Raw genomic sequence first — 13375 nt, 5'->3', positions numbered from 1 at the left:
TATTCCGTAGCCTGTTATATTGGCATTAACCAAGGAAGGAGGGGGTAAGGGTTATGTATAATTTCCTAGTGACGTCTCGTGAGGGGGCATGGGACAGCGGCTATGAGTATGATAAGAGCCGCTTTCTGGAGTACACGAACGATGATATTGCTGCAAGTTTCAAAGAGCTCAAAGAGCCACAGCTTAAAGCACTGATGGAGCTCCCTTGCCTGTTTGCTTACGAGGGCACGCATCATGCCATGAGAGTGGGGAAGCTTGAGGTAAAGCTTCGTAGCAACGGTAGAGTTTTGTTTGCTCGACCGATCATGGATGATCAAATTGCACCCATTGAGTTTGAGCAGATCAGACCTCTTCAAGCCGCTCTTGATATTCGCGATTGGGAGATCAATCGCACGCACTGGGCAGTCAAGGACGAAGACCTTTTTGCCATTCTTCATCACGCAGGTCTTTTGCCGGAAGGGACGGTTGGCTCGAAAGTCACCAAGGAAGATCTTCCTGCCACCTCGCCACCAGAAACTCAAGCTGACAGCGTCGGTGCCTTTATTGAACACGTTTTTCGACTAAATCATGGCCGTCGCGAGGTTTTTTATCGAGGGCACTCGAACAGCAAAAAGTATCGATTGGAGCCCTCGATTTTTCGCAGGGATCAAGATGGTAACTTCGTATACCGAGATGCTGAAGATAGGATGTATCGGGAACTTCTGGTTTCCAACTCCCTGGATTTCAGTGGCGATATCTATACCTTGGATCGCTTGGTTCGGATGCAGCATTATTCGCTGCCGACACGATTACTCGATATCACATCTAACCCATTGATCGGGTTGTACTTCTGCTGTAAGAGCCACTTAGATGATGCTGGAGAGGTCGTCGTGCTCTCCATGGATCCTGGTTATATAAAATACTTCGATTCTGATACGGCTAGCTGTATTGCTAACCTGTCTCGTTTGTCGAAAGGCGTAAGGGACTCAATCACATTCGATTCTGAAGATGTAGATGGTTTTAACGATCAGCGGGCATTGAAGCAGTTGCTTCATTTTATCAAGGAAGAAAAGCCATTCTTTGAACCCCGCTTAGAACCTGGGCATCTTCGCTCCGTGTTGTGCGTCAAAGGAAAACACACCAATAGCAGAATCTCATTTCAGTCGGGAGCTTTCCTTCTGTTCGGTGATGAAGCGGTGCTGGATGAGGAAGGTACTTCTGATATCACGCTTCACCGCATAGCGGTAACGAACAAGAGAAGTATTTTGAAAGAGCTAGATCGGTTGAATATAAATGAAAGTACCGTGTTTCCCTATATAGAGAGCTCGGCGAAGTACATTGCTCAGAAGTTTGCCTTTCAAGCCAGTGAGTGACTACTCGCCACCGTAAGCTCGGTCAGGAATATAAGGTAACTCAAGACGGTGTGATTCACCTTTGATCGCTATATCGGCACGGCACCGTCTCTACCTTGCGAGTTAAGGTAGAGACGGCCTGGGTAGAAGGCCACGGGGGCCTGGTTACCTACCGTCGCACGTAGCCCGCCTTATTTAGGTACGACGCTTCTTGGTTTTCCAGGCCGCATTAGCGCCTGTCGTAGTGAGTGAAACGTAGTGTTCGGCCATGGAACTGGAGGAGTGACCCAGCTGATCGGCGATTCGCTCGCCAAGCTGTTGCGGTGGGGGGGACGCTGCAAGCTGTGCCATAGCTGCCCGTCTCAAGGTGCTCGGCGTGAGTGTTGAGCGGGGGAGTTGAGCTTCTCGTTCCCACGCCTGAAAAATCCGAAGCAGTTGCGATGTCGACATGGGTTGCTTCCGGTCATCATTCGGGAAGAGATAGTCATCGGCAGAGAGATTTTCCTCCCTGATGTACTTCTCGATTACTGCTGTGTTCGCAAGAAGTAGTGGTGGTTTCGCTTTTGTGATCTCAATGGATATCTCTTTGCTCGAAGGCATTTGGGTTTCCAAGCTGACAACCTGGGAAACCTTGGCACCAAGGATGACGTGCCCCCGAAGCCCTGCCTCCAGCAATGCAAAAAGGCTCCGGTCGCGAAGGCTTCCTGAGTTTTCGACGATCCGCTTGATCGCATCACTGTGAGTGAAGACATCCAGTCCTAACGAAATGGCCTGGAGCTTCGATGGCTTGTGCGTTATAGGTCGACACGTGTAGCGCGGGACTTCTGACTCTGGGGCGGTGGTGTTCACAGGACAGATTTCAGTCTGGTCTAAATCAGGCATTGGGATCTTGGTCACCTCCACGCCTCGTGAGGAAGCCCCCTTGAACGTGCTAAGCGTTTTCAACGGGAGCGTCTCGACAAAAGGGTCAAGCACACTGCGCGGTACTGAGGTGTCGTTGGCCAAGGCCAATACCGAAGAAATTTCAGCCGCGAGCTGGGTGTGCGTAGCACTCAGGGCAGGCGTTTCTGCATCCCGAGGCCAGATGACGGACTCTTTCATGAGATCGTCGTAATTGGCGTACCCTAGTCCCTTGGACAGGGTCTCTCGGGCAAAAGAGAGCTGGACGGGTGATTGGCCTGGCCATCGTTTCTGGATGATTTTGGCGAGTTTTTTGAAGGCGGCTTGGGGGAGCAGATCTTCGGGATAGACCGCAACGCGCATGGCAATTCTCCAATGTCACGGTGTCGGCTGCCCGCTGACAATTGTCGAAGTGCGTGCGAAAGAAGGGGAGAAACACCTGAGGCGCAAAGGCTTTGCATGCCGACCGCTCGATCCAGGAAGACCGTGGTCGGTACGGTAGCATCGCTTCTGGTGCTGATCAATACTCAGAGATTTGCCAGCTGGACAGGCTTGCCAGCATGCCAGGCTTGACCATGAGGGGGATTTTTTCGGCTGCCCTGATGGAAGTCATCGTACAGGGGGCAACGGGAAAACTGTCTTGGGTTGCTAGCTATGCTTCACAGGACGGGTACTGCTGATATTGATCGCGGAATTATATTCTTATTGGCTTCAGCACCCTATTGCCTGAGCCGGTTCGCTTACATGGGGTGGCGGATTAAAGGTATCAGCGTCGCAGGTTGAAGACTCTTAACAAACAAGGAATTATCTATGTGGGAACAGCATCCTGATACTTGTGCAGTGGTTTTTAATCCAGCTAACGAGAAGATATACGAGTTTCGTAGGTCAATGCTCATTAATCAGATAACTCGCGATGCTGATAGAATTGCTAAAGGTTTTGATGCGCTACATAGTGCTGACCTTGAAAAAATGAGTGCACTTTTTGCCCATTGCTCCGCTATCTGGGCTTCGGGGATGTTTAGGGCCGAACGCAATGAAGATAAGCTTCGCATGGCATGTGCAGAGCTCCTCTCCAATGCGCTGAACTCCATGGTTGGCGCGGCCTACATGCTTCGAGGTGGCTTCGTTTTGCAGCCTGGGCCGGTCGTGCGCTCAGCCATTGAAACCATGGCCGTAGCCCTGCATCTCATGCAATTTCCGGAAGACTTTCAAAAGTACCAAGAGCACAAATTTGAGTCTCCGCGCGCCGTTTCCAGTGCCAAACGCGTCTTCCCTCCATTCGGCCACATCTACGGCTTGCTGAGTCGGGAGTTTACGCATATTGGAACTTTGCATAAGCAGTTCACACCCATTCGTGAATACACTGGCACTGAGGAATCGTTGCAGTTAAATATTCAGTTCCTGACTGGAGGGATATGGATGTGCTATGTATCCTGCGAGCTAGTATTTTTGGATAGTGTGGCTGAACCAAGATATTGGCGTGAACTGCCTGAACAAGTCGAGGGTAAGACTGCTTATTCTTACGAGCCCAGTGACGAGGAGCGAACTTGGATGGCGGATTTCCTAGGCTTGGATAATCCGGTCTTTAGAGAAGGTGACTGAGGTGCATCAGGTGCGCTTCTTCTACGCGCTCGGATAAGGTGCTGGAGGGGGCTCTAGTCACCTGGTTGCAGCAGGTCAGGGGAGGCGGTCGATCGCGGCGCCGTAGTCAAAGTTCACGGTTGATCCGGACACGAGGACTGCTTCGAGCTGATGCTTGGATGCGTTCTTAACGATGCGAAATTCGCTCACTTCCCCTGCCTGGCGGGTGAGTCTCCAGATCAACCTGAGCTTCTCGGTGGCCATGCCCAGCTGCATCGCACCATGGGTAGACTTGGCCAGGAAGGCATTGAGCTTGCTCTTCAGCTCAAACCTGGAGTCGTATGGATAGGGGCCGAGGGTGAAGGGGCCGTCCCCGATAATTCGATCAAACTCGATTCTGGGCTTCATGTGTAATGCCTGGATTTGTCGATGCTCCCTCGTGCGGTTCCAAACCGTGATACCCCTGGCGGTACAGTGCTCGATCCAGCGTGTCTCGGCCTCCAATGAGGCCTCTTCAGATTCGCAGGTTTCCACGACTTTGAATGCTGGGGTCATCCCGGCATCGAGTATCTGGGCGATCTTGGCTGCCGCGCGTTTGCAGTCGTGGTTGGCTTTCCCAAGATGGCCTCGCTGCCGGCCTTCGAAGTCGCCTGTCTGCCCCACGTAGAACGGCTCCTCCGTTACGGGATCAATGATCAGATAGACGACATAGTCCTTGGCAACCACGCCGTCCAGGGGCGGCTGTTGAGGCTGTTGTGGAATGACGGTCGGCAGTTGCGCGGACGTTTGCGTGCTGAAGTGAAGAACCGGTGAGTGGTTCGAGCCTGGCGTGGGGGTGTTCTGGCGGTACCACTCCTCAGCGAGCTCAAGCGTTGCGAACGACTGGTGTTTCGCTTCCGGAAAGCGGTCAATGGACAAGCGAGCCCCACCTTCCCAGCTATTGAAAATCCCGAGTTTCCGTCCGTGGACAACAGCGTAGAACTTCGGCTTCTTGGCCATCCTGTGCAACCTCCCTGAATCACTTAATCCGCCTGCGGGGTGATCTGCAGACCTCGCAATGCTTTCAGGCACCGAACCCATGCTCAATGCGCGCGAGAAGCGTCAAGGCGTCGTCGATGTGGGCATCCCTCGGGCGTTTCGCTCCTAACGCTAGTAAGGGTTTCGATAGCCAGTCCACCGCACTTTTCTTGTCGCCGAAGATTGCCATCGCTGCATCAAGCAACCGTGGGTCAATCGATTCCGACGACTCCGGGCTTTCCTCCCTTGGACTCATCGCGTCATTGATGGCTTCTGCGAGCACTTCCAAGGCCTCTCTCAGGCGAGCATTTTCTCGGAAATCACCAGAGCTTGGCTGGTGCTCTTTGCAATGGTGCAACAGCGCCTGCGCGTCATTATGGTTCAGGTCGAACTCGATCAGCATGTCGATTCCTTGAGTGGGCTCGATGTCTGGAGTATGGAAGCGCCCAGATCGGGTATCTGACAGCGCATTAGAGGGCACCCTGTCCGATGTGGAGGGCAACGGTCACTTCAGAGCAATTTGGGCCTTGAGCCGTTTTGGATGGTATTCCAATCGCGGCGCTTCAGCCATCATGCCCCTCTTGATGAACAGGCTCAGGTACTGCCAGCACCATGCGAAAGGAAAATGTGAAGGACGGCGAGGCTATCACGATGGTGTGTTACCAGTGCGTGCACGACCCTTTTCTAGGACGGCAGATCCAGCGCAGTGGGGCGTCCTCTCAGTGCAGCCTTTGCGACTCGAAACGCAAGTGCGCGCCACTCGCTGAGATCGTCTCTCGTGTCACCGAAATCCTTGGTACATACATCACAGAAGGTGATCACGTTTGGCGTTGGAACGGTGGGCGGGTTGACCACCAAGAAGGCGAGAGCATCGAGCACTGGGTGAGCGAAATCTTTGGCTGCGACAACATCGAGCCGATCGTGGCTGCAGTGAGCCGGCGCCTGACGTCATACAGCGACGATATTCAGTACTCCCGGCAACGTTTCAGATTGGATGACATCGGCCACCAATGGTGCGAGTTCCAGGAAGGCATGAAGCATGGAATCCGCTTCTTCAACGACAGCGCCAAGGCGTTTCTGGACTGGATCTTCAAAGATCTGGACAAGTACTCAGCCTCATCTGATGAGCATGCTGTGGTGCGATTGCTTACACCTAAAGGTTCTCCACCGATCTACCGCGCCCGAACCTGCATGAGTTCGGAAAGCGTCTCCGAGATCACAGCTGATCCTGCGCGTAATCTCGGTGCGCCTCCTAAGGAGCGAGCAGGTGAAGGCAGGATGAACCCGGCAGGTGTCCCTGCCTTCTACGGAGCCTTCGAGCGCAAGACCTGTGTCGCCGAGCTCCGCCCCCCGGTCGGCGGCACCGTGGTCAGTGGCGAGTTCAGGTTGGTCAGGGAGGTCAAGGTGTTGGATTTCGGACGCTTCGAAAAAGCTGACCTCGGGCCCATGCCAAGCTTCTTCGACTCCAAATACCATTCGAAGGTGGGTCGTCGAGATTTCCTGAGGTACCTGCATGACGCAATCACGGTGCCTGTGCTTCCTGGAGCAGAGCGAGATTATCTGACCACTCAAGTCATCGCTGAATACCTAGCAACCCACTGCAAGCCTCGAATTGACGGTGTGATCTTCAAGTCGGTGCAGGAAAGCGACGGTAGCAACATCGTCTTGTTCTCGCACGTTGCCTGCGCTGCCACCGCTTTGATTGGAAGGATTCAGAACGGCTATATGATCAGAGGCCCCAAGGCATCCGAGGGGCCCTGCATTGAGTATGTCAGTGACAGCCTCGTCTACCACGGGATTCAGCAGGTGAAGTACTCCACAGACGATCAGGCGCTGCCGGAGGATAAGCCGCTGGCAGTGCAACGCGCGCATCCGTTGCTCATGAGAAGCGAAGCGCTGCCGGTGGATGACGACTACTAAGCGTTTTTAGGATTTGTCTACTATATGATGTGCCTCTTGGTTTTTTTTGGTGCTATATGTTGTGTTTGTGGGGCGAACTGCTAACTTTTCAGATACCCCTTATTGAGCGAGGTGTCTCATGGCAGGCAAAGGTAAAAACCAACATGTGGTGAAGCGCGACGATGGCTGGGCAGTCCGGGGCGAAGGCAACTCCAAGGATACATCTCATCATCGAACTCAACAGGAAGCCGCCGATGCGGCGCGGGCGATCGCGCAGAATCAAAAGAGCGAAGTGCTGATCCATGGAAGGGATAGCAAGATCAGAGAGCGGGATTCGTACGGCAATGATCCCCATCCACCCAAGGGGTGAGTTGACCTTAGGTTTTAGCTGGAAGCTGTGGAGGAGGGGCTCTAGGAGGAGCCCTCTCACGCTGTCCCTAGAGGGGCCATCAGATCCGACATAGTCGTTCTAACGCTCGTGGCATGGTGTTTGTCCTGCAGGCAGGAAACGATCTTCTGCCCGGCCTGCAGGATCTCAGTGCCGGAGCAATCGCAGGAAGGCATCTACGGTGCTCTCCACGATTTGCTCGATCTCCTGGCGGGCAAGCGGCTCGCCGTTGGCTCTAATCTGTTTCAGGAGAACCCCGCCATCGAGCGTCTGCATGAAGTAGCGGGCGTCAGCCTCAGGCACTTGAACTGACAGGATGCCTCGTCGTGCCAGTTCGGCGAGATACTCGCTGATGGCAGCCATAGCTGGCCCCTGGATAACCTCGTCAAAGCGGTACGCAAGCACGGGGAACCGTCGACCTTCCATGAAGACCATGCGCAGGAAGTCGGCTGCCGTAGGCCCAGACCAGAAGCACGCAAACTCGGTAGCGATCTGCATCAGTCCATTCCTGGGGTCAGCCAGTGCGCCCTCATCGGTCGGCACGTGCATAGCCGGGAAGGCCTTCCACATACGTTCCGCCACCGCCACGAACAGTGACTCCTTGCCCTCGGGGAAGCGGTTGTACAGAGTCTGACGGGTCACCGCTGCAGCCTTGGCAATTTCCTCCATGCTGGCCCCTTCGTACCCGTGCTCGATGAACATCCTGCCCGCAGCGGCCAAAATCCGGACTGGACGAGAGGCGCTCTCGCCTGGGTTGAGCAACTCGTCGACTGGGGAGGAAGTGGCGTTCATTTCGATTACCTGTGCAGAGTAGGTTAAGTGTTACTGAAAGAGATGCGATTCGCCACCCATGTTTGTGTGATTAGCTTTACTGGAATGTAAAGTAAAGCTGATTGGGTTGCGGGGCTTGGTGAGTGGGATTAGTTGTTGTCGGATTATTTGGACAGGGGCGCTGTTTGATTATCTGTCGCTTCGCTTTTGGTTTTGGCTTGATGGTTGGGCTTATGCTCTGCTCGGGTTGGATGGTGGATGGTTCGCGCTGAGGGTACCTATAACGGAGAGATTTTTTTCGGATAGGTACCGACACCTCACTGCTGAAACCTTATCATCGGCTTATCAATTAATTGAGGTTTTTAAAATGGATGTTAAAGGTCGTTCTGCTGCAATCGAAGCGTGTGAAAATATTTTGCGTGAGGACTTTAAATATAACGAGGAGCACGGTATCTGGCGCAGTATCAATCGGATCATTGAAGGTCTGCTGGGGCGCTCCACTGAACTCGCTGATGTCTACGTGGAGCTGCATGCCGAGTTGGCTGAACAGCCTAGGGCGCTGAAATCATTCTTCGACGTTTTCACAAATGCGGTGTACTCCTGGAATCCTGGAAAGACCAAAGAAGCTCGCAAGGATCGGGATAAGCTCACTGAGTTGAATGTGCGAATTGTAAAAGTTTCAGAGTTGCTCTCGGAGCTGCTCTCGCAGCGCACTCGGGTTAAAGAGGTGTCTAGTTTTAATAGTGATACCTACTACCATATTATGGATGTCGTTGAAGATGCTTCCGAGGATAATGGGCTTTTCAGGTCTCACCTGAAGAAGAAGTTAGATAGCTTGACCTATCAATATGATCTCAAGTATTGGCCTTCCATAAGTAAGGTGGTGGCGCAGATTGGCATCAATGCGGCTAATGCAGTAACAGTTGCTGATGACTCCGCTGCAAATGCAGCAACTGAAGCTCGTCGCCCTGGGCTGGCTGACTTCTTGAAAGCGTTTGAAGCAGAACTTGATAGGAACAGGGCGGAGAATATCGGCTTTATTCCCGATGATTTTTCACTGTCCGATAGTTCTATGGCTTCGTTGGTAAACTGCGGGCTTGGGCTGGGAGTTGAAGAATTGATCGAATCCACCTTTGTAAAGCGCTACCGCCAACGTGAGCGTGATCGTGGTTAGGAGCGCTATTGTGATCATGTTCAGGAGCGCGATCGGAAGGTGGGGAACGACTGAAGATTGAAATGAATGCTGGTGGTCGTTTGGAGCCCTGTCGACGTCGAGGTGATTTTCGAGGGGGAGGGCTGACCGTTCTGCTCACTCCCTTTCGGGAATTCTGGGTCGTCTTCTGAGGCGGAATTCTGGGCGACACTCTGGCGCGCTAGTCCGGAGCGTCATTCCGGAGCGCCATTCTGGGACGCACGATGATGAGCTGGTTGGTGATCCAGGCTTGGTACGGAAATGAGATTTTTGGGGTTTATTTGGTGGCCCAAGGAGGGCGATGGTCTGTCGATTCGTGATTCTGGACGGCGCCGACGGTGCACCAAATTTTGGTGACTCTAGGGGAGGGCTTGGGAGCTTGAATGTAGGGACTGCTATGAGGCTTTCCGAGGCTTCCTGATTGAGGGGGGATCCCCTGGAAGGCCCGACAACACTGGCTGGAAGGTGGAGCGGGTAGAGGGAATCGAACCCTCACCGATAGCTTGGGAAGCTATAGTTGTACCATTCAACTATACCCGCATTTTCTTGCCTTCACGGTGCACTAAAACGGCATGTCCAATAAGAACCCTCGTTATCAGCTTGGGAAGCTGGAGTAATGCCATTATACGACACCCGCTCTGGGCGGCTGACTTTGTACCAGATGTAGGCGCGGATTTGAAGTTTTTCTTTACCTGCGACGAGTCCATCCGTCCTGCCAGCGCACAAGCCAGAGCGGTCGTTCGCGGGCAAGCCCCTGCACATAGGCGCGGGGCTTGCTCGCGAGGACTCGCCTTCAGATTGCCAGTGCATGGTAATCCTGCACGTAGCTATAGCGTGGCCGGCTCTCGTGGCGGGTGGGCTGGAGGAAATCCAATAGGGCGTTGCGGCTGTCGCGGCAGGCGGCCTTGTGTTCCATGTCCAGGAAGTGTCCGGTTGCCTGCACCGTGCTGAAAGAGCTGTCTTGCACGTGGTCGGCGAAAAGCCTGGCGTCGGCGGGGGTGGTGTATTCGTCCCATTCGCCGTTGAGGAACAGCACCGGCACGTTGATTTTCTTCGCCGCGCTGACGTAGCACCGCAAGTCGCTGTGAAGCACTTCGCTGATGTGGAAGTGCATCTGCCCATATTCGTGTTCGGCCAGGCTGCTGACGTGACGATAGTTGAAGCGCTTGAACAACGGCGGCAGATGCTTGCCGATGGTGTTGTTGACCAAGTGTCCGACCCGGTCGCGATCCAGGTTGCTCAGGTAGTCGACACCACGTTCCAGGTAGTCGCGCATTGGGGTGTTGAGCACCGGGGAGAACGAGCTGATCACGGCTTTTTCGATGCGCCGTGGGCGTTGAGCCAAGGCACTCAGGGCGGCCGTACCTCCCCAGGAAAACGACAGCACATGCTCGGCGGCGAAATGGTCGATCAGTTCCAGCAGGATCTGGCCTTCATCCTCCTTTGTCAGCATTTTCTCGTGCCGGTTGTGGGGTTTGGACTTGCCCGCGTAGGGCTGGTCGTACAGCACCACGTTGAATTGTGGGTAGAGGTTTTTGACGGTCTGCGCGAACGACGCAGTGGTGGCCAGCGAGCCGTTGACCAGGATAATGGTCTTCTGCGCGGCGTCTGCGCGATAGAACTCCGTGTAAACCCGATACTGACCTTGTATATCCAGCACAGCGATTTCTGGCCTCATGTCATAGAACTCCTGGCAAGCGGGTATGCGCGCAATGAGATTGCACGGGCAATGTGACAGGTAGGCATACGCCTGAATGATCAAGGCCCATGTCGATCCACGGAAGCCGGTCGACGGGTGTTGTTATAGGCGGGCAGATTGTCGGTGGGCAAGGCGGAACCAAAGGGTTCGTACCGACAAAAAGTTTCTTAGAGGTATGGGGTGACTCATCGGTCACATTTCGGCCGACGGCTTGATTCAAGCAGGGGTATTGCCGTTGCGCAAGTGGTCTTCTGGAAATTGTTCGACACTTTCTGCCAAGCGGTCATCGATCAGATCGAGCGGATTTCCTCGGGACTCAACGCGCGGTATTGGCCGGGCTCGAGATCGGCATCCAGCACCAAAGGGCCCATGCGTTCCCGGTGCAGGCGCAACACCTTGTTATCGAAGTGGCCGAACATGCGCTTGACCTGATGGTAACGCCCTTCAACGATGCTCAGCCGCGCCGAATTGGGCCCCAGCACCGTCAGCTCCGCCGGCTGGGTCGTGAGGTCTTCGAAGGCGAAGTACAGGCCGCGGGTGAAGGTAACCGCGTATTCGGCGGTGATGGTTTGCTCGGTCTCGACGTAGTAGACCTTTGGCAATTTGGTCTGGGGTTGGGTCAGGCGTCGCGACCAGTTGCCGTCATTGGTGATCAGCATCAGCCCCGTGGTATTGAAGTCCAGACGTCCGGCGATGTGCAGCTCGTCCTTGTCCGGTTCGTGCAGCCAGTCGAGCACGGTCGGGTGCTGCGGGTCACGGGTGGCGCTGACACAGCCGGCAGGTTTGTGCAGCATGTAATAGCGCGCCGGTCGGCCTGCCTGCAGCAGTTGGTCGTCGACCTCGACACGGCTGAACGCTCGGACCTGAGCAAGAGGGTCGCTGACCACCTGGCCGTCGATCCGCACCCGACGTTCCACCAGCAACAGCCGGGCCTGTTGGCGATTGAAACGCGGCAGGTTGCTGAGGAAACGGTCAACGCGCATGGGGCAGTTCAGACAAGAAAGCGGAGGGCGTGCATCTTACGCGATCGGTCGGGCATCGGCGCGCAATTGGTCGTCCACCCGGGCGCATCGCGGGCACAGGCAGGATTTGTCGCGCAGCTCGGCTGGCAAGGCTTCGAGCACGGTCGGGTCGATGTTCACCCCATAGCACCAACAGGCCCGGTCGGCTGTTATCGGGTTAGCCAGGGAGCAGTCATTGGGGGCGCCGCAGGCTGGGCAGAGATCAGGTTTATTCATAGCTGGAGTGGGGCATTTCCATGCAGGTCCGGTTGCTTCCGGTCTGTCGGGCGCGTTGCAACGCATGATCGGCTCGGGACAGCAGGTTGTGCAAGGTGTCTTCGTCCTGCAGTGTGGTAGCGCCGATGCTAACGGTCACACATAGCTGTTTTCCGCTGCAGTAATAGCGCTGGTTTTCGATGTGTTGGCGAATTTTCTCGGCGATCTTCAGACCGGTCTGTCCGTCAGTGTCTTTGAGCAGTACGACAAAGGCTTCGGTGCTCCAGCGACAGACGATGTCTGAATGCCGAAGGGTGTCGGACAGGTCGCGGGCAAACCCGTTCAACAGCTGGTCGCAGACCATGTGACCGTGAACGGCGTCCAGTCGTTTGAAATCGTCCAGTTCCAGTAACAGCGCCGTCAAGGGCCTGGGTTCGCGCTGTGCTTCGTGGAGTGCCTGCACAGCCAGCAGATCGAAGCCTCGGCGGTTGGGCAGTTCGGTCAGGCTGTCAAGCGTGGCCTGGGCGTCGATGCGTAGCTGAAAGCCGTTGAGCATTCGATACAGGACTGCCATCACCGTCACCGTGATCAACAGGCCAATCAGGAGGTTCAGATACAGCACTTTGAGTAGATTGTCCCGCACCGAGGTAGGGGTGAGGTAATAGCCCAGCAATGAAACCACCAGGAAACCCACACTCAGCAGGGCCGTCAGCATCAGAAGCGGTTTACGTTGGGAATACAACGGCGAACGAGGCGACATGGCAATTCCCTGAACGGCGATGGATGCAATCAGTTTAGTGGCTCGTGGCAAATGGCGACGGGATTTGTCGCCGCAGCGAGGAGGCGAATGGGCAAAACGCTACATGTTTCGACTTATTGCTAAAACGCACCAGATGCCGTTTTGGCTGTCTGACTATGCGTCAGTCACCCACAAATGACTGCCGCCCATCAGCGTCGCTGATGTGGCCCATCCGCGGTCCAGGAGGCCGCCATGTATCGACGACTGCTGCTTACTGCGTTTTTCGGTTTGACTCTTTCGGCCTGCGTGCCTTATTACGACGGAGACACGAGCTATTACCGTTCCGAAGTCTACACCTCACCGGCGCCGGTCTATTACGGCGGCGGCAGTTATTACTATTCGGCTCCGCGTGGCTATTACGCACCACGCTATTACCAACCGGCGCCACGCTACTACTCGCCTCCGCGCTACTACCAACACGGCCCCCGCTACTATTCTCCACCGCGGGCAGCCTATCGGTCCTACCCGCATCGCGGCGGCTGGGACGGCCGTGACCGAGGCGGTTGGGATGACAATCGGCGTGGCAGGCATGATCATCGGGGACGGGGCGATCATGGTGGACGGGGCAGTCACCGCTGATC

13 protein-coding genes, 1 tRNA gene and 1 pseudogene are annotated in these 13375 nt (G+C 55.0%); 6 read left to right on the top strand and 9 right to left on the bottom strand.

Features of this window, described 5'->3' with window-relative positions; translation table 11 throughout:
* The first annotated feature begins 53 nt into the window (after nucleotides 1–53).
* Nucleotides 54–1352, top strand: a complete 1299-nt coding sequence (locus tag LCU97_RS03395) for an FRG domain-containing protein (protein WP_005779174.1) — start codon at nucleotides 54–56, stop codon at nucleotides 1350–1352.
* Between the two features lie 174 nt (nucleotides 1353–1526).
* Here LCU97_RS03395 and LCU97_RS03390 read toward each other — a convergent pair whose 3' ends face one another.
* Nucleotides 1527–2594 carry a tyrosine-type recombinase/integrase gene (locus tag LCU97_RS03390; protein ID WP_232775531.1) on the bottom strand — a complete coding sequence of 356 codons (1068 nt, stop codon included), beginning with the start codon at nucleotides 2592–2594 and terminating at the stop codon, nucleotides 1527–1529.
* Between the two features lie 447 nt (nucleotides 2595–3041).
* Between LCU97_RS03390 and LCU97_RS03385 the strand changes: the two genes are divergently transcribed.
* Nucleotides 3042–3833, top strand: a complete 792-nt coding sequence (locus tag LCU97_RS03385; RefSeq protein ID WP_232775530.1) for a hypothetical protein — start codon at nucleotides 3042–3044, stop codon at nucleotides 3831–3833.
* A 75-nt stretch (nucleotides 3834–3908) separates the two neighbouring features.
* On the opposite strand, the gene LCU97_RS03380 is transcribed toward LCU97_RS03385, so the two are convergent.
* The gene (locus LCU97_RS03380; RefSeq protein WP_232775529.1) at nucleotides 3909–4811 is read right to left on the bottom strand and encodes a ribonuclease H1 domain-containing protein; all 903 of its coding nucleotides are present in this window, start codon (nucleotides 4809–4811) and stop codon (nucleotides 3909–3911) included.
* 64 nt (nucleotides 4812–4875) lie between these two features.
* Entirely contained in the window at nucleotides 4876–5232 is a 357-nt protein-coding gene (locus tag LCU97_RS03375) for an MbcA/ParS/Xre antitoxin family protein (protein WP_005779184.1), read from the bottom strand.
* Between the two features lie 209 nt (nucleotides 5233–5441).
* On the opposite strand from LCU97_RS03375, the gene LCU97_RS03370 reads away from it, so the two are divergent.
* Together LCU97_RS03370 and LCU97_RS03365 are read left to right on the top strand one after the other, a co-directional pair.
* A complete protein-coding gene (locus LCU97_RS03370) occupies nucleotides 5442–6749 on the top strand; it encodes an RES family NAD+ phosphorylase (RefSeq protein ID WP_232775528.1) in 1308 nt (435 codons plus the stop codon).
* Nucleotides 6750–6867: 118 nt separating this feature from the next.
* Nucleotides 6868–7098, top strand: a complete 231-nt coding sequence (locus LCU97_RS03365; RefSeq protein ID WP_005779186.1) for a DUF2188 domain-containing protein — start codon at nucleotides 6868–6870, stop codon at nucleotides 7096–7098.
* A gap of 165 nt (nucleotides 7099–7263) precedes the next feature.
* Here the strand turns inward: LCU97_RS03365 and LCU97_RS03360 are convergent, their stop codons facing one another.
* Nucleotides 7264–7908 (bottom strand): TetR/AcrR family transcriptional regulator, encoded by a 645-nt coding sequence (locus tag LCU97_RS03360; RefSeq protein WP_232775527.1) that lies wholly within the window; start codon nucleotides 7906–7908, stop codon nucleotides 7264–7266.
* A 346-nt stretch (nucleotides 7909–8254) separates the two neighbouring features.
* Between LCU97_RS03360 and LCU97_RS03355 the strand changes: the two genes are divergently transcribed.
* Complete coding sequence (locus LCU97_RS03355) at nucleotides 8255–9061, top strand: hypothetical protein (RefSeq protein WP_232775526.1); 807 nt, start codon at nucleotides 8255–8257, stop codon at nucleotides 9059–9061.
* A 484-nt stretch (nucleotides 9062–9545) separates the two neighbouring features.
* Here LCU97_RS03355 and LCU97_RS03350 read toward each other — a convergent pair.
* The 5 genes and pseudogenes from LCU97_RS03350 to LCU97_RS03330 form a co-directional block, all read right to left on the bottom strand.
* Nucleotides 9546–9619 (bottom strand) — tRNA-Gly (locus LCU97_RS03350).
* Nucleotides 9620–9872: 253 nt separating this feature from the next.
* Nucleotides 9873–10757, bottom strand: coding sequence for an alpha/beta fold hydrolase (locus LCU97_RS03345; RefSeq protein ID WP_053155955.1), 885 nt, complete (start codon nucleotides 10755–10757; stop codon nucleotides 9873–9875).
* Between the two features lie 311 nt (nucleotides 10758–11068).
* Nucleotides 11069–11761: a pseudouridine synthase gene (locus LCU97_RS03340; RefSeq protein ID WP_053155952.1), complete on the bottom strand. Its 693-nt coding sequence runs from the start codon at nucleotides 11759–11761 to the stop codon at nucleotides 11069–11071.
* Nucleotides 11762–11797: 36 nt separating this feature from the next.
* Nucleotides 11798–12016 carry a cysteine-rich CWC family protein gene (locus LCU97_RS03335; protein ID WP_232775525.1) on the bottom strand — a complete coding sequence of 73 codons (219 nt, stop codon included), beginning with the start codon at nucleotides 12014–12016 and terminating at the stop codon, nucleotides 11798–11800.
* Nucleotides 12009–12665, bottom strand: a pseudogene (locus LCU97_RS03330) (GGDEF domain-containing protein); the annotation flags it as partial. The pseudogene LCU97_RS03330 and the gene LCU97_RS03335, both read right to left, overlap by 8 nt.
* 321 nt (nucleotides 12666–12986) lie before the next feature.
* Between LCU97_RS03330 and LCU97_RS03325 the strand changes: the two are divergent.
* Nucleotides 12987–13373: a hypothetical protein gene (locus LCU97_RS03325; protein ID WP_232775524.1), complete on the top strand. Its 387-nt coding sequence runs from the start codon at nucleotides 12987–12989 to the stop codon at nucleotides 13371–13373.
* Nucleotides 13374–13375 lie beyond the last annotated feature (2 nt).

Source organism: Pseudomonas uvaldensis, assembly GCF_021271205.1.
Lineage (GTDB): Bacteria > Pseudomonadota > Gammaproteobacteria > Pseudomonadales > Pseudomonadaceae > Aquipseudomonas > Aquipseudomonas uvaldensis.
Note: the sequence above shows the minus strand (reverse complement) of the source record. Positions and strands in the feature narration are given on the sequence as shown.